Here is a 14,763-nt window from a genome sequence, read left to right as displayed (position 1 = left end):
CGTCTCCCGAGGTCTCCTCCGCGCCCCGCTCGTCTCAGACGGCGGGGCGCGGACTCGTTGCGAGCCGGAGGGCGCATCCGCTCGGCTAAAGTGAGGCCGACGTCGATCAACGCCGTCGTCGTCGAGAACGATCCTGCCCATCCCAAGGACTTCCGTGCCTCTGAGCCCCACCGCTCCCGACCCGCATGACGCGGAAGAGCGCCCCGCCCTCATCCTGGCCAACCTCGGCACGCCGTCGGCCCCCACGCCCAGAGCCGTTCGGTCCTTCCTGCGGGAGTTCCTCTCCGACCGCCGGATCGTCGAGACGCACCCTCTCCTGTGGCGACCCGTCCTGGAAGGCATCATCCTGCGGGTACGCCCTCGCGCATCGGCGGCGAAGTACGCCACCATCTGGCGCCCCGGCGAGGAGACCAGCCGCTCCGGCTCCCCGCTCATGCACTACAGCGAGCGACAGGGCGAGCTGCTCCAGCAGGAGCTCGGCGAATCGGTCCAGGTTCGTATCGCCATGCGCTACGGGCAGCCGGCTCTGCGGCATGTCATGGGTGAGCTCATGAAGGCCGGCTGCCGCCGGATCGCCCTCATCCCGCTCTACCCGCAGTACGCAGCCTCCTCGGCCGGCACCGTCGTCGATGAGGCCGCCCGCTTCATCCTGGCCTCCCGCAACCAGCCCGAGCTGCGCACCGTCCGCTCCTTCGAGACCGCCCCTGCCTACATCGAAGCCCTCGCCACCGCCCTGGAGCAGCACTGGCAGGTCCACGGCCGCCCCGACCCGGCAGCCGGTGAGCGCCTCCTACTGTCCTTCCACTCCATCCCCCGGGCCATGCACGACGCCGGAGACCCTTACCACGCCGAGTGCGAGCGCACCGCCCAGCTCCTCTCCCGGCGGCTCGACCTGCCCGACGGGCTCGCCCAGCTCACCTTCCAGTCCGTCTTCGGGCCCGCCGCCTGGATCGGGCCGGCCACCATTGACACGGTCGGCGAGCTCGGCCGTGCCGGCTGCCCCCGCCTCGACGTCATCTGCCCCGGCTTCGTCTCCGACTGCCTGGAGACTCTCGAGGAGATCAACCAGCTCAACCGCGAGACCTTCACCACTGCCGGGGGCGGCAGCTTCCACTACGTCCCCTGGGGAAACGACTCCGACGGTGCCATCGCCACCCTGGCTCAGCAGGCCAGAAAGGTGCTGGCCGGCTGGATCTGAGCCCAGCGCGGTCCAGCTGCGGCATCAGAGCGGAAAGTCGGTCTCAGCACGAGAGACCACAGGCCCTCACCGGGGAAACTGATGCCCGGGAAGGTAAGGTGACGCGAACAGTCCCGATCCTGTGAGGAAGTTGCCGTGCATCTTGAATGGTGGTCCGTCCTGCCCTTTGCGGGCATGCTCGCCTGCATCGCCGTCCTGCCCCTGATCCCGGCCACGGCCCACTGGTGGGAGAAGCACTCCAGCCAGCTGATCGTCGCCGTGGGCCTGGGCGTGCCGGTGGCCATCTGGATGTGGGCCGCCCTCGGGTGGACGTCCGTCTTCGCCGCCGTGGTGGAGTACTTCCAGTTCATCTGTCTGCTACTGGCCCTGTTCGTCGTCTCCGGAGGCATCTTCCTCAAGGGTGACATCCGCGCCACGCCTCGCAACAACACGATCTTCCTGGCCGTCGGCGGAACCATGGCCTCCTTCGTGGGCACCACCGGCGCCGCCATGCTCCTCATCCGGCCCCTGCTGGCCACCAACAAGGAGCGCCGCTACCGGGTGCACACGGTGCTGTACACGATCTTCATCGTGGCCAACTGCGGCGGGCTCCTCACGCCCCTGGGCGACCCGCCCCTGTTCCTGGGCTTCCTGCGCGGGGTGCCCTTCACCTGGACCTTCAACCTCCTGCGCGAGTACCTCTTCGTCAACGTCATGCTGCTGGTGAGCTACTACGCCCTGGACTCCTACTACTACTCCCAGGAGCCTGCCAAGGCCGTGCACGACGACGACACCGAGATCGAGCCCCTCGGCCTGAAGGGCTCGCTCAACTTCGTCTTCTTCGCCGTCATCATCGCCGCTGTCGCCTTCGCCCCCTCCGTTGACGTCCACGCCATCGAGGAGGGCCACGCCGCCCTGGGCGACTGGATCCCCGTGCGTGAGTTCATCATGCTCGCCTCCGCGGCCGGGTCCTACTTCCTGGGAAGCCGAGAGGTCCGCTTCAAGGACAACCAGTTCACCTGGGGACCCATCGCCGAGGTGGCCATCCTGTTCATCGGCATCTTCCTGACCATGATCCCGGCCCTGCACTACCTCGACGAGGTCGCCGGCTCACTGCCGCTCAACGAGGTCACCTTCTTCATCTTCACCGGCGGGCTGTCCTCCGTCCTGGACAACGCCCCCACCTACGCCACCTTCTTCGAGATGGCCGGCAAGGTTGCTCACCCCGGTGGCGCCGACGTGGCCGGGGTCCCCGAGCTCTACCTCGTGTCCATCTCGCTGGGGGCCGTCCTGTGCGGTGCCATCACCTACATCGGCAACGGCCCGAACTTCATGGTCAAGTCCGTCGCCGAGTCCGACGGCGTCGAGATGCCCAGCTTCGGCGGTTACGTGGGGCGGGCCATGAAGCATCTGGTGCCGGTCATCGCCGCCATGGTCCTGCTGTTCATCGCCCCGGGTGTCCTGTGGAAGGTCCTGGGCGCTGTACTCACCGTGGGGCTCCTGGGACGCGACGCCCTCCTAGTGTCCCAGTCCCGTCGCCTGGCCCTGGCCCACCAGGCCGAGGGGGCGGACAACTGAGCCGGCTGTCGGACTCTGCCGGTCCACAAGCCGCATCCGCCCTCGCAAGGGCGGGTTCCCTCCCGGAATGCGTATGCGTAGCCTGAGCGCGTGCAGCTGGGACACGTCATCTACAAGGTCAAGGACCTCCCTCGGGCAGTGGCCGACTTCGAGGCCAGGGGCTTCGCCGTCGAGTACGGCACAGTGAAGCGTCCCTACAACGCGCTCATCTACTTCTCTTCCGGCCCCTACCTGGAGCTCCTGGCCCGCACAGGCATGCCGCCGCTCCTGGGGCGCCTGCTCGCGCTCGGCCCGCACGGAGGCGCGGCTCGCCGCTTCCTGTCCTGGGATCGAGGCCCCGAGGGGCTGTGCGGCCTGTGCCTCGAGGGCGATGCCTCCGAGCTGGAGGAGGGGGCAACCCTGCTGAGCGGCAAGGGCCTGCGCCTCAAGCCCAAGCGCGTGGACCCCCACGGGCGGGAGCTGCGCTACGAGGTCTTCTTCCCCGACGACGTCGACCTGCCGTTCCTCATGAGCCACTTCAGCATTGAACCCAGACCCCAGGACTTCACCCACCCCAACGGGATCGGCTCCATCGCCCACGTCACCTACCCGATGCCCGAGCGCAAGCGGGGTACTGCCCTCAGGCTGAGCGATGACGATCGGCTCGAGCTCGTGGAACCCGGGCAGTCCATGACGGTGACCTTCGACGACGGCGGTGTCCTGTGAGACTCCCCGTGAGGGCACTGCGTTGAGGACCGTGGCTCCTTAGTGACTCTTCGGTGACTCCTCAGCGCGTGCCCGGGGCGGTGACGAAGTCGATGAGCTCCTCCATGCGACCCAGCAGGCTCGGCTCGAGGTCCTTGTAGGAACGCACCGTCGCCAGGATGCGCTGCCAGCCCCGGGCGACGTCGGCCTGGGTGTCATGCGGCCAGCCCAGGGCCTCCAGAGTGCCGTGCTTGATGTCGGTGCCCCGCGGGATGTCCGGCCATCGCTCCAGACCCACCCGGGCCGGTTTGACCGCCTGCCACACGTCCACGTACGGGTGCCCCAGGACCAGCACGTTCTCCCCGCCGGGCATCTCGGTCACCCGCTGGGCGATCCTCGACTCCTTGGAACCGGTCACCAGGTGGTCCACGAGGACGCCGGCCCTCCGCTCAGGTCCGGGGCCGAAGTCGGCCATGATCTCCTCGAGGTTGTCGACGCCGTCGAGCATGAGGACGACGACGCCCTCGTGGCGCAGGTCGTCACCCCAGACCTTCTCCACCAGCTCGGCGTCGTGCTTTCCCTCCACCCAGATGCGGGAGGCACGTGCCACCTTGGCCCGTTCGCCCTCAACCGCGTAGGAGCCCGAGGCCGTCAGCCGTCTCCCGGCGGCGCTCACCGGGCCGGTGGGGGTGCGCCTGCGCGCCACAGGCGGATCCAGGATCACCGGGCGGCCCTCGATCCAGAACCCGGGCCCCAGGGCGAAGCCGCGGCGCACACCGTGACGGTCCTCCAGGACCACGACGTGCTGACCGCCCGACTTCTCCACCGCCACCGCGGCGCCGACGAACCCGGTCTGCCGGTCCTCAACCACCAGTCCAGGCTTCACCGGCACGTGCACCGACTCCGGGCGCACGGCGCCGGGCCCCGTGCGGTGCGGATTCACCGACAGGACGTCCCCGCCGTAGCGGTCGCTCGACGACGGCCTGCGGGCGGCGGATTGCTTCGCAGCCGCCCCGCCGCGCGAGCGCGAACCGGCCGAGGCGCCCTGCGCCTGCTGCTTCTGCTCCGCCTCGGCGCGAGCCCTCAGAGCGGCTCGGCGGGCGGCGGTCGATCCGGGAACGGGGGAGCGGTACGGGGCAGGCGTGTTCACCCTCGGCACGGTAGGGGAAACTCACGGTCCGCCAGCGGTGGACCCGCCGGACCACGGCGTAGGATGGCACTCACGTGGGGTGAGTGCTAATCGCTTGCCGCACCCCACAGGTGTACGGGCGGCCTGCCGCCTGACGCCGGCACTGATCGCGTCTCGGCACTGACGAGGGGAGGAGGACCCGTGGCCAACGACCGACGTCTCAAAGTCCTGTCCGCCATCGTCACCGACTACGTGCGTACGCGCGAGCCCGTGGGGTCCAAGGCCCTCGTGGAGCGCTACCGGCTGGGCGTGTCCCCGGCCACCATCCGCAACGACATGGCGGCCCTGGAGGACGAGGGCTACATCCACCAGCCGCACACCTCGGCCGGGCGCGTGCCCACCCAGAAGGGGTACCGCCTCTTCGTCGACGAGGTCGCCCGCATCAAGCCCCTCTCGGCGCCTGAGCGGGCCGCCATCACCGCGCTCCTATCCGGAGCGGTCGACCTGGAGCAGGTCGTGGCCCGCACCGTGAGGGCGCTGGCCCAGCTGACCGGCCAGCTCGCAGTCGTTGAGTACCCGAGCCTGCGGTACGCGGCCCTCCAGCACCTCGAGCTCGTGGCCCTGGGGCCGGAGCGCGTCCTGCTGGTCATCATCACCGACACCGGACGTGTCGACCAGCGCACTGTGACCCTTAGGTCCAGGGGCGCCGTGAACTCCCACCATGACGGGGGCTTCGACATCGCCGACGTCGTCGATCCCCTCGTCCTGGAGCGCCTGCGCACCCGGCTCAACGGTGCTCTCACGGGCCGCCGCGCCGCCGACGTCGTCCCGATCCTGGCCGCCCTGGCCGAGCAGGCGCCCGCCGACGAGCGGTTCCTGCTCGATGCCGTCTCCGACGAGCTCGTCGCCGCACTGCGCCCCGACGCGGAGGAGCGGCTCGTCGTCGCCGGGACCGCGAACCTGGCCCGCTCCACCCCCGACTTCTCCTCCCTGGGGCCTCTCCTGGACGCCGTCGAGGAGCAGGTGGTGCTGCTGCGCCTGTTCACCGCCGCAGACGACGCCCAGGCCGGCGAGAACCGGATGCGCGTGAGCATCGGCTCGGAGAACAACGACGATGCCCTGGCCGAGGCCTCCGTCGTCACCACCACCTACGGGCCGGGCACCGGTGAAGCCGTCGCCCACCTCGGGGTCATCGGCCCCACCCGGATGGACTACCCGGCCACCATGACCGCCGTACGGGCCGTGGCCCGCTACCTGTCCCGGTTCCTGTCCCCACCGGAGACGTGAGAACCGGCCTGCCCGACCCACCCCACAGCGGCCCGGTCGAGCACGCCACCCAGACATCCACCGCAGAAGTTGTAGCCGTAAAGGAAGAACGCAGTGAGCAACTACTACGAGGTCCTCGGCGTCAGCCGCGACGCCAGCCCCGAGGAGATCAAGAGGGCCTACCGAAAGAAGGCCCGCCAGCTGCACCCTGACGTCGCCGGCCCCGGCCATGAGGACGAGTTCAAGGAGGTCTCCTCCGCCTACGAGGTCCTCTCCGACGCCGACAAGCGCCAGATGTACGACCTGGGTGGCGAGGACGCCGTGCGAGGCGGCGGATTCGGCGGCGGGTTCGCCGGCGCCGACTTCGGTGACCTGGGCGGCATCTTCCAGTCCTTCTTCGGTGGGGGAGCGGCCAGCCGCGGGCCGGCCTCCCGGGCCCGACGCGGTCAGGACGCCCTCGTGGCCGTGGACGTGGAGCTCTCCGACGTCGCCTTCGGGGCGACCCGGTCGGTCCCCATCGACACCTACGTCACCTGCACCGCCTGTGACGGATCGTGCTGCGCCCCGGGCACCGAGCCGGTCACCTGCTCCCAGTGCAACGGGGTCGGCAACGTCCAGCGCATGACCCGCACCCTGCTGGGACAGGTGATGACCTCCTCACCCTGCCCTGGCTGCCAGGGCTACGGCACCGTCATCGTCACCCCCTGCAAGGACTGCTCGGGCGAGGGGCGCACCCGCGTGCGCCAGGACCTGGAGGTCTCCATCCCCGCCGGGGTGTCCACCGGGACCCGTATCCGCATGTCGGGGCGCGGCGAGGCCGGCCCGGCCGGCGGCCCCAACGGCGATCTCTACCTGGAGATCCACGAGAAGCCGCACGAGTTCCTCGAGCGTGACGGCGACGACCTCTACACCGAGCTGCGCGTGCCCATGACCGCGGCCGCTCTGGGCGCGGTCTTCCCGCTGCAGACACTCGACGGCGAGCAGAACGTCACTGTCAAGGCCGGCAGCCAGCCCGGCGACGAGGTCGTCCTGGACGGCCTGGGCGTGGGGCGCCTGCGCCGCAAGGGCCGCGGGGACCTGCACGTGTCCATCATCGTGGAGACCCCCACGCGCCTGGACGACCGCCAGCGCGAGCTGCTGGTCGAGCTGGCCCGCCTGCGTGGGGAGGACGACGTCGAGCCCGTGCGCGACTCCAGCGTCATGGGCAAGCTCAAGGAGCGCTTCTCCGGACGCTGAGCGCTACCGGGGCGCGGTCCGCCGTTCAGCTGCTGGCCGACGGCTGGTCGGCCTGAGACGACTCGGGCCAGTAGTAGGAATCGGGGGTGGCCCGGGCCCCGAAGATCGCCTGGCCCACCCGCACGCAGGTGGAGCCGCCCTCGATGGCGGCCTCGAAGTCCCCGCTCATCCCCATCGACAGCAGCCCGTCGCCGACGGTGCCCGCCTGGAGGGCGGCGTCGCGCAGCCGACGCATGATGCGGAAGCACTCGCGCACCCGTGCCTCGTCACTGGTGTTGGCGGCCAGGGTCATGAGCCCGCGCACCCGCAGCGAGGAGTAGGCCGGCAGCGCCGCGAGGAAGTCGGCGACATTGTCCGGTTCCAGCCCGAACTTGCTGGGCTCACCCGAGGAGTTGACCTGCACGTAGACGTCCAGGCCGCGTCCGGCCGCCTGGAGGCGCCGGTCGAGGGCCTCAGCCAGGCGCAGGGAGTCCAGGGCCTGGAACTCATCGGCGAAGGCGGCCACGTTCTTGGCCTTGTTCGTCTGCAGGTGACCGATGACTGACCAGGAGATGCCCAGGTCAGCCAGGTTCTCGCTCTTGCGCTGGGCCTCCTGGACCTTGTTCTCACCCATCTGGGTGATGCCTGCGGCGAAGGCGGTGCGCAGGCGCTCCTCTGGGACGGTCTTGGAGACCGGCAGTAGACGGATCTCGGCGGCGTCGCGGCCGGAGCGCCTGGCGGCGGCATCGATCCGGGCGCGGATGGCGGCCAGGTTGCGGCGGAAGTCCTCCACCGTGACGGCAGCGGCATAGGCGGGGGCCGGTGACGACTGCGGGGAGTGGGCGGTGGCTGAAGGCTTGGTCATGGTCACTGACGCTAGCACTGCCGGCGGACACCGGTTTGATGCGGCCCGTAGGCTGGGGGAGTGACCGCACCCGTCTTCCTCTTCACGTCCGAGACCATTGAGCCCGCCGACGCCGTCGCATCGGCGGGGGCCGGAACCGTCCTCATGCTCACCGGTCCTGAGGCCCGCCATGCCGTGACCGTCAAGCGCCTGCGTGCCGAGGAACGTGTGGACCTCGTTGACGGCGCGGGCCTGCGTCTGCTGTGCGAGGTGACCGGGGCCGGTGTTGGTGGCGCCAAGAACTGCCTGGCCGTGCGGGTGCTTGAGCGCGTTGAGGAGCCTGAGCCGTCGCTGAGGCTGGCCCTCGTTCAGGCCCTGGCCAAGGGCGGGCGCGATGAGCAGGCCGTGGAGACAGCCACCGAGGTCGGGGTGGGGCTGGTGCTGCCCTGGCAGTCCGAGCGCTGCGTGTCCGTGTGGCAGGGGGCCAAGCAGGCCAAGGGTCGCCAGCGCTGGCAGGCGACCGCCCTCCAGGCCGCCAAGCAGGCCCGGCGGGCGCGCGTGCCCGAGGTCGATGAGGTTCGGGACACCCGGAGGCTGGTCGACTGGGTGGGGCAGACAGTTCGCGGCGGGGGAGTGGTGCTAGTCCTGCACGAGGAGGCCAGGACCCCTATCAGCACCGCGATGGAGTCGGTGCGCCTGCCCGCGTCCGGAGAAACGCCACTAGCACTGGCCGTCGTCGTGGGGCCCGAGGGCGGTATCGGCCCCGAGGAGACGGCGGCCCTGGAGGCCGCCGGAGCGATGATGGTGCGGCTGGGCCCCCACGTCATGCGCACCGCCTCGGCCGGTCCTGTCGCCCTGGCCGTCCTCGCCCACGCCAGCGGCCTGTGGGAGTGAAACCGTGGTGATGGTGACGATCCCTGTGGAGACCGGGGGAGTTGAGTGGGCTGGCTGACGAACATGGCATCAGCGTGGATGTCGCTTGCTTCAGGCTAGTGCTCTTTCGAGTGCTTCTCGCATGAACTGACTGCGAGTTTCGCCCTGCGCCTCAGCCCTACGGTCCAGTGCGTCTCGATGCGAGCGTGGCACTTTGAAGGCGATGGTGACAAGATCCTCGTCTGAGAGTCGAGGTCTTCCCGGAGAAACAATGAACTCTCCTGGAGTGCCGGGATACACTCCTCGTTCTGCTGCCTCGCCAAGTCGCTCGATCTCATCGTCAGTGAGCGTGGCTCCGCTCTTCGTCTTATAGGTGCTCATGTGCTCTCCCTTCTGATCTGTAGTTCCTGAGCCATCTTGTCGGTGAGTCTCATGGCGTGAAAAATCAGTAGGCTGCCATCGTCGAGTTCCACTCCAACCATCTCGAGCAGCCGTCCATGAGAGTCTGCTCCGGCTGCTGCGTAGTACTCAGGTGGGTCATAGTTTCTTCGGCGGACTGCGATGGCGCTGTGCCAGGCGGACTCAACATCTGCGGCCTGTATGTCAGGGTGACGGCGGGTGATTCGAGGGTGAACGGTGATCCTGTCCAACATCCGCACAACCTCCTGCCGATGCATTTTGTTGAACAAAATTCTAGCATGTCGTGTCGTGGAGTCGCTTCCCAACGGAGTGGATCGCGGGCATGCTCTGTCTATGAGCGAGATGAGTGAGCGATGAGCCCGCGAGGGCGGCGGCCGGCGGGGAGCCCGGACACGCGTGAGGCCATCCTGGCGGTGGCTCGCACCGCCTTCGCCCGCGACGGCTACCAGACCTCCCTGCGCGGCATCGCGCGCGACGCCGGCGTCGACCCAGCTCTGGTCCACCACTACTTTCCGGACCGGGCCACGCTCTTCGCCAAGGCCGTCATAGAGTCGACCGCTGGGGTCGACGCCAACCTCATGCACCGGGCGGCCTCCATCACCGAGCTCGAGCCCGAACAGCTGGGGGAGGGGATCGTGCGTGCCGTCATCAGCCTGTGGGACGAGGCGGGTGCGGACCGCTTCACGGCGGTCATCCATGCCGCGCTCGGTCAGGGGAGTGACGTCGAGCCTTTCCGCGACTTCATCGCCACCGGGATCCTCTCGCCAATCGTCACTCACTTCTGCCCCGACCGCCACCAGCTGCGAGCCCAGCTCATTGCCAGCCAGATCATCGGACTCGGCCTGGCCCGCTGGGTCGCTCGCATGGACCACATCGCCGGCCTCGACGTCGAGGCAGTCGCCGCGCTCGTCGGCCCCACCATCCAGCGCTACGCCTTCGACGACCTGCCTGGCCTCGCCGATCCCGCCTAACGTCATCTGACCCTACCTCTGGACAGGGGATTGTCATCGACCTATATTCATCACATGATGAAAAGCGATGAAGGAGACGCGCCCCGGGAGTCGGGGGCCAGCAACCGATCGCACGACTCCAGTCGAGACATCACGTCCGCCACCGACTCGGCACCACCGGCCGTTACCGCGACGGACCTGCGCGTGACCCGCGGGCGCAAGGAGATCCTCCACGGCCTGGACCTGAACCTGGAGACCGGCACCATTACCGGCCTGCTCGGCCCCTCGGGCTGCGGCAAGACCACCCTCATGCGCACCGTCGTCGGCGTCCAGCGCTACCGCGGGCAGGTCGAGGTCCTCGGGCACGCACCCGGCGCCGCCGCCGTGCGCGGCCGGGTCGGCTACGTCACCCAGGACCAAGCCGTCTACACCGACCTGACAGCCCGCCAGAACCTGCGCTACTTCGCCTCCCTGGCCGGCAGTCGGGCCCGCGCCCTGGACGAGGTCCTCGACGTCGTCGGGCTCACCTCCCTGGCGGACCGGCCCGTGTCCACCTACTCCGGCGGCGAGGCCGGGCGCGTGAGCCTGGCCTGCGCGCTCGTGGCCGACCCCGACCTGCTCGTCATGGACGAACCCACCGTCGGCCTGGACCCGGTCACCCGCGAGGAGCTGTGGGCCACCTTCCACGCCCTGGCCGAGCGTGGCGCCACCCTCCTGGTCTCCAGTCACGTCATGGACGAGGCCTTCCGCTGCGACCAGGTCCTCCTCATGCGCCAGGGACGCATCCTGGCCACCACCACGGCCACGGATCTCCTGGCCAGCACCGGGGCGGACACCGTGGACGCCGCCTTCCTGGCCGTCATCGCCGACTCCGAGAAGCAGTCCGAGCAGAAAGGAGGACAGCGCTGATGCACCTGCGCACCTACCTGGCCACCACCCGCCGCATCCTCACCCAGCTGCGGGCCGACCGGCGCACGGTCGGCCTCATCGCGATCGTGCCCGCCGCGCTGCTGACCCTGCTGTACTTCGTCTACCGCGACTATCCCGGTGCGGATCTGCTGTTCAACCACATCGCCGTCTCCATGATGGCGATCCTGCCGACGACGGTCATGTTCCTGGTCACCAGCGTCGCCATGTTGCGCGAGCGCGTGAGCGGCACCCTGGAGCGGCTGTGGACCACCCCGATCCACCGGGCCGACCTCCTGTTCGGCTACGCCACCGCCTTCGCGCTGACCGCCGTCATCCAGTCCCTCATCCTGTGCGCCGTGGCAGCCTGGGGCCTGGACGTGGACATCTCCGCCGCCTGGGGGTGGGTGGTGCTCACCGCCCTGGTCGACGCCTTCGTCGGGGTGTCCCTGGGGCTGCTGGTCTCGGCCTTCGCTCGCACCGAGTTCCAGGCCGTCCAATTCATGCCGGTAGTCATCGCACCCCAGCTGTTCCTGTGCGGGCTCCTGGTCAGCCGCGACCAGCTGCCGCGCGCCCTGGAGGTGGTCGGTGACGCCCTGCCCATGAGCTGGGCGGTCGACGCCGTCACCGAGCTCACGACGGCCAGCGAACCCTCCAACGATTTCTTCCGATACCTGGCCTACCTGATCTGCTTCGGCCTGGTGGTCCTGGGGGTGGCAGCCTCCACCGTGCCGCGCAAGACCCGCTGAACCGGAAGGAGCCTGCAACGGCGGTTGCGAGGGCGAGGGCTGTCGTGCCCGCCGTGCGGTCGTGCAGGTGGGGTTAGGGTTGCCTTATGTGGATCGTCTTCGCCTGCGGCTCAGCGCTTTTTGCCGGCATCACCGCCGTCCTGGCCAAGGAGGGAATCCGCACCACGGACTCGACCGTGGCGACGGCGCTGCGCACTGTCGTGGTTCTGGCGGGCGCCTGGGGCATGGTGCTCATCGTCGGCTCGCAGGCCGAGCTGGCCCACCTTGACACCCGCAGTACCGGGCTGCTGGTGCTCTCGGGGCTGGCGACTGGCGCCTCCTGGCTGTGCTACTTCAAGGCGCTCCAACTCGGCAGCGTCAGCAAGGTGGTCCCGATCGACAAGCTGAGCACGGTGCTCACGGTGCTGCTGGCCCTCATCTTCCTGGGGGAGAGGGTGAGCCTCCTCGGTGCGCTCGGGGTTGTGCTCATCGCAGCCGGGACGTTGTTGATGCTCGACGCCGATGACCTGCGCTGCCTGCCTCGAGCTGTGCGCGGCGGCGGGGGCTGGCTGCTCTATGCGCTCGGTTCAGCCTTCTTCGCCGCGCTCACCGCGATCCTCGGTAAGGCAGGCATCACGGGGGTGGAGTCCAACCTCGGTACCGCGATCCGCACCGGGGTGGTCCTGGTGATGGCCTGGGTGATGGTCGCCGTCACCGGGAAGCTCAGAGAAGTCCGTGCCGTGCCTCGTGGTGAGCTCGGCTTCGTCCTGGCCTCCGGTGCTGCAACCTGTGCCTCGTGGCTCTGCTACTACCGGGCTCTCCAGGACGGCCCCGCCAGCGTGGTCGTCCCCATCGACAAGCTGAGCGTGCTCGTCACCGTCCTGTTCTCCGCCCTCGTCCTGCGGGAGGCTATCGGTAGGAGGTACCTCATCGGGCTGACGCTGCTCGTCGGTGGGACTCTTGCCATGCTGACATGAGAGACGGCCGGGAGGACTATTCACAAGCATGCCAATCGTCCGTGTTTGCCCAGGTCATATTCTCCCTAGCCCGTGAGTAAGCCTTCGCGTGCTCCAGAACGCCGGCGGGAAGTGGTTAGTGGGTGCGTGACGTGGCAGCCTCGGCGCGGAAGTCACGGGGACTGAGCCCGTAGCGGCTCTTGAATGCGGAGGAGAAGCTGAAAGGACTGGCATACCCCACCTGGTGGGCAATGGCGGACAAGGTGGCATCGCTGCGGTCCAGGAGATCGGCAGCCATTGCCAGCCTCCACTGGGTCACATAGGTCATGGGGGAGATGCCGAGCGTGGCATTGAACCGCCTCGTGAGAGAAGCCCGGGAGACACCTGCTAGAGTCGCGAGTGAGTCCACCGTCCAGTCTCGTGAGGGGGCCGTCTGTACCGACTCGGTTACCCTTCGCACCACGTCGTCCCGGGAGGCGGAGAGCAGACTGACATGGTTCTGTGTCCCAGTGTTGATCCAGGCACGCAGCGTGGTGACCAACAGGACATCCAGGAGCCTGTCCAGAACACTGGACTGTGCAAATCCGTCATGGACGGTCTCGCGGTTCAACAGACTCACCAGTTCCGGGTCAGGGGTGCTCACCAGGAACCACGGTGGCAGCGACTGCAGCATCAGTCGCCCCAGCTCGGAGTGGTGCCGGTAGGTGCCCACCAGCAGTTGATCCTCGCCCTGCGGATCATTGCCCCAGGTGCGCACCCCGGTGCGCAGCTCTTCGGACAGGTCGCGGCCGTCTGGGCCTGAGCAGACCTGGCCGGCCCCAATCCTGGTACCACCGTCGTGCTCCTGGCTGGAGCTCAGTGTGTAGATGGTAGGAGAGCGCACCACAAGGATTTCACCGGCCTCGAATCGGTGCGGGCGTGATCCGTTTGCAGTGATCCATCCTCCGCCGCTCAGTGTGGGGATGATGGATAGCGGTGCCTTGTCCTCCACCGACAACGACCAAGGACGCCCCATGACCACGCGCAGCAGGAATGCGTCGCGAGCGTGAGGCTGGGCCAGGAAGTCCTCCAGCAGGTCCATACCTCTGAGTCTAGGTGGTTGATTCCAAGGCGGTGTGGGTCGATCGCGCCCTTGCTGTGTATCGATACCGAACGATGTTTCCTGTGCTACGCCTGCAAGCACCTGGCCGGTCGGGCTGGCACAACGGCGCCACCGGTACCCCTGCCTTACGCTCCCTGAGTTCCGATGACCGCGAGCCGCCTCCTCTGGAATCAACCATCGAGGGGTGCCTCGAGCCGATGTCGCATGAAGGTGAGCCGTCGGCCCATGGAGCTGTGGACGCCTCGCCAATGGAATGGAGGTGTGCAAGCAGCGATCTGAGAAGCGCTGCCTTGGGTCGGTTGTCACCCCGGTTCTTCGGAAGGGAGAGTCATGTCACTGAACAACTTTGTGTCCGCATGCGGTGCGGTGGGATCCGCTGTTGTCGGGGGCGTCTACACCAACTTTTCGGCCAGGGTGATGCCTTGGCTGGGTTCGTTGTCGGACGCTGAGGCGATCGAGACCATGCAGAAATTCAACCGCACTGCCGTGCAGGTGCCGTTCATGACCTTCTTCTTTGGCACAGCGATCGCCAGCGCGTGGACAGTGGTGCACAACGTGCGTAAGACGGATCGGGGTATTGGAGAGCAGATCTCCGCCGCGGGAGGCCTTCTGTATCTGGCGGGCTGGGTGCTGACCATCGTCTACAACGTTCCGCGCAACAACCGCCTGGCCGACGTGGTAGCGGGGACCGCTGAGGGAGCCCGGATCTGGCACATGTACCTGGCTGAGTGGACCTCCGCAAACAGCGTGCGAGCCGTTCTCTCACTCCTGGGTGCTGTGGGACTGGGAGTTGGAACTGCCATGAACATTATTTCCAAATTGCGGTGACCGGGCAGGGCCCGGCTGGCAGGTGCCTGTCTGTCGACATCGAGTGACCAGACCGTGCTGCAACGATGCTCGCGCCAGCTGCGCGCACCTTGCTTGAAAAGAATCAG

At 68.2% G+C, this 14,763-nt stretch carries 15 protein-coding genes; 11 read left to right on the top strand and 4 right to left on the bottom strand.

Annotation, left to right across the window (positions count from 1 at the left end; all coding sequences use genetic code 11):
• The first annotated feature begins 154 nt into the window (after window positions 1–154).
• From hemH to RIV12_RS01535, 3 genes are all read left to right on the top strand, one after another.
• A complete protein-coding gene (hemH, locus tag RIV12_RS01545) occupies window positions 155–1,198 on the top strand; it encodes a ferrochelatase (RefSeq protein ID WP_309321736.1) in 1,044 nt (347 codons plus the stop codon).
• Between the two features lie 135 nt (window positions 1,199–1,333).
• On the top strand, window positions 1,334–2,755 hold the full coding sequence (locus RIV12_RS01540) for a sodium:proton antiporter (protein WP_309321734.1): 1,422 nt from the start codon (window positions 1,334–1,336) through the stop codon (window positions 2,753–2,755).
• Window positions 2,756–2,845: 90 nt separating this feature from the next.
• Window positions 2,846–3,460 carry a VOC family protein gene (locus RIV12_RS01535; protein ID WP_309321732.1) on the top strand — a complete coding sequence of 205 codons (615 nt, stop codon included), beginning with the start codon at window positions 2,846–2,848 and terminating at the stop codon, window positions 3,458–3,460.
• Between the two features lie 61 nt (window positions 3,461–3,521).
• Here the strand turns inward: RIV12_RS01535 and RIV12_RS01530 are convergent, their stop codons facing one another.
• Window positions 3,522–4,589 carry a DUF3097 domain-containing protein gene (locus RIV12_RS01530; protein WP_428978901.1) on the bottom strand — a complete coding sequence of 356 codons (1,068 nt, stop codon included), beginning with the start codon at window positions 4,587–4,589 and terminating at the stop codon, window positions 3,522–3,524.
• Window positions 4,590–4,769: 180 nt separating this feature from the next.
• On the opposite strand from RIV12_RS01530, the gene hrcA reads away from it, so the two are divergent.
• Both hrcA and dnaJ read left to right on the top strand, forming a co-directional pair.
• Window positions 4,770–5,855: a heat-inducible transcriptional repressor HrcA gene (gene hrcA / locus RIV12_RS01525; protein WP_075417200.1), complete on the top strand. Its 1,086-nt coding sequence runs from the start codon at window positions 4,770–4,772 to the stop codon at window positions 5,853–5,855.
• A gap of 93 nt (window positions 5,856–5,948) precedes the next feature.
• The gene (gene dnaJ / locus RIV12_RS01520; protein WP_075417199.1) at window positions 5,949–7,070 is read left to right on the top strand and encodes a molecular chaperone DnaJ; all 1,122 of its coding nucleotides are present in this window, start codon (window positions 5,949–5,951) and stop codon (window positions 7,068–7,070) included.
• Between the two features lie 25 nt (window positions 7,071–7,095).
• Here the strand turns inward: dnaJ and RIV12_RS01515 are convergent, their stop codons facing one another.
• Window positions 7,096–7,914: a YggS family pyridoxal phosphate-dependent enzyme gene (locus tag RIV12_RS01515; RefSeq protein WP_309321728.1), complete on the bottom strand. Its 819-nt coding sequence runs from the start codon at window positions 7,912–7,914 to the stop codon at window positions 7,096–7,098.
• A gap of 60 nt (window positions 7,915–7,974) precedes the next feature.
• Here RIV12_RS01515 and RIV12_RS01510 point away from each other — a divergent pair, with 60 nt between their 5' ends.
• Window positions 7,975–8,787: a 16S rRNA (uracil(1498)-N(3))-methyltransferase gene (locus RIV12_RS01510; RefSeq protein WP_309321726.1), complete on the top strand. Its 813-nt coding sequence runs from the start codon at window positions 7,975–7,977 to the stop codon at window positions 8,785–8,787.
• 90 nt (window positions 8,788–8,877) lie between these two features.
• Here RIV12_RS01510 and RIV12_RS01505 read toward each other — a convergent pair whose 3' ends face one another.
• Window positions 8,878–9,147: a ribbon-helix-helix protein, CopG family gene (locus RIV12_RS01505; RefSeq protein WP_309321724.1), complete on the bottom strand. Its 270-nt coding sequence runs from the start codon at window positions 9,145–9,147 to the stop codon at window positions 8,878–8,880.
• Window positions 9,148–9,539: 392 nt separating this feature from the next.
• Between RIV12_RS01505 and RIV12_RS01500 the strand changes: the two genes are divergently transcribed.
• The 4 genes from RIV12_RS01500 (at window position 9,540) to RIV12_RS01485 (ending at window position 12,747) form a co-directional block, all read left to right on the top strand.
• Entirely contained in the window at window positions 9,540–10,157 is a 618-nt protein-coding gene (locus tag RIV12_RS01500) for a TetR/AcrR family transcriptional regulator (RefSeq protein WP_309321722.1), read from the top strand.
• A gap of 54 nt (window positions 10,158–10,211) precedes the next feature.
• Window positions 10,212–11,045, top strand: coding sequence for an ABC transporter ATP-binding protein (locus tag RIV12_RS01495; RefSeq protein WP_309321720.1), 834 nt, complete (start codon window positions 10,212–10,214; stop codon window positions 11,043–11,045).
• Window positions 11,045–11,791, top strand: a complete 747-nt coding sequence (locus tag RIV12_RS01490; protein WP_309321719.1) for an ABC transporter permease — start codon at window positions 11,045–11,047, stop codon at window positions 11,789–11,791. The genes RIV12_RS01495 and RIV12_RS01490 overlap by 1 nt, the downstream gene beginning before the upstream one ends.
• Before the next feature lie 86 nt (window positions 11,792–11,877).
• Entirely contained in the window at window positions 11,878–12,747 is an 870-nt protein-coding gene (locus RIV12_RS01485) for an EamA family transporter (RefSeq protein ID WP_309321717.1), read from the top strand.
• A gap of 115 nt (window positions 12,748–12,862) precedes the next feature.
• On the opposite strand, the gene RIV12_RS01480 is transcribed toward RIV12_RS01485, so the two are convergent.
• The gene (locus RIV12_RS01480) at window positions 12,863–13,807 is read right to left on the bottom strand and encodes an AraC family transcriptional regulator (RefSeq protein WP_309321715.1); all 945 of its coding nucleotides are present in this window, start codon (window positions 13,805–13,807) and stop codon (window positions 12,863–12,865) included.
• 351 nt (window positions 13,808–14,158) lie between these two features.
• Here RIV12_RS01480 and RIV12_RS01475 point away from each other — a divergent pair, with 351 nt between their 5' ends.
• Window positions 14,159–14,656: an anthrone oxygenase family protein gene (locus RIV12_RS01475; protein ID WP_309321712.1), complete on the top strand. Its 498-nt coding sequence runs from the start codon at window positions 14,159–14,161 to the stop codon at window positions 14,654–14,656.
• Window positions 14,657–14,763 lie beyond the last annotated feature (107 nt).

Source organism: Actinomyces stomatis (genome assembly GCF_031292835.1).
Taxonomy (GTDB): Bacteria; Actinomycetota; Actinomycetes; order Actinomycetales; family Actinomycetaceae; genus Actinomyces; species Actinomyces stomatis.
This window is presented reverse-complemented; position numbering and strand designations above follow the sequence as displayed.

Excerpts from the sequence above, each read along its gene's own strand:
- RIV12_RS01515 (WP_309321728.1), bottom strand. The coding sequence starts at position 7,914 with ATGACCAAGCCTTCAGCCACCGCCCACTCCCCGCAGTCGTCACCGGCC.
- RIV12_RS01505 (WP_309321724.1), bottom strand. The coding sequence starts at position 9,147 with ATGAGCACCTATAAGACGAAGAGCGGAGCCACGCTCACTGACGATGAG.
- RIV12_RS01500 (WP_309321722.1), top strand. The coding sequence starts at position 9,540 with ATGAGCCCGCGAGGGCGGCGGCCGGCGGGGAGCCCGGACACGCGTGAG.
- RIV12_RS01495 (WP_309321720.1), top strand. The coding sequence starts at position 10,212 with ATGATGAAAAGCGATGAAGGAGACGCGCCCCGGGAGTCGGGGGCCAGC.
- RIV12_RS01490 (WP_309321719.1), top strand. The coding sequence starts at position 11,045 with ATGCACCTGCGCACCTACCTGGCCACCACCCGCCGCATCCTCACCCAG.
- RIV12_RS01485 (WP_309321717.1), top strand. The coding sequence starts at position 11,878 with ATGTGGATCGTCTTCGCCTGCGGCTCAGCGCTTTTTGCCGGCATCACC.
- RIV12_RS01480 (WP_309321715.1), bottom strand. The coding sequence starts at position 13,807 with ATGGACCTGCTGGAGGACTTCCTGGCCCAGCCTCACGCTCGCGACGCA.
- RIV12_RS01475 (WP_309321712.1), top strand. The coding sequence starts at position 14,159 with ATGTCACTGAACAACTTTGTGTCCGCATGCGGTGCGGTGGGATCCGCT.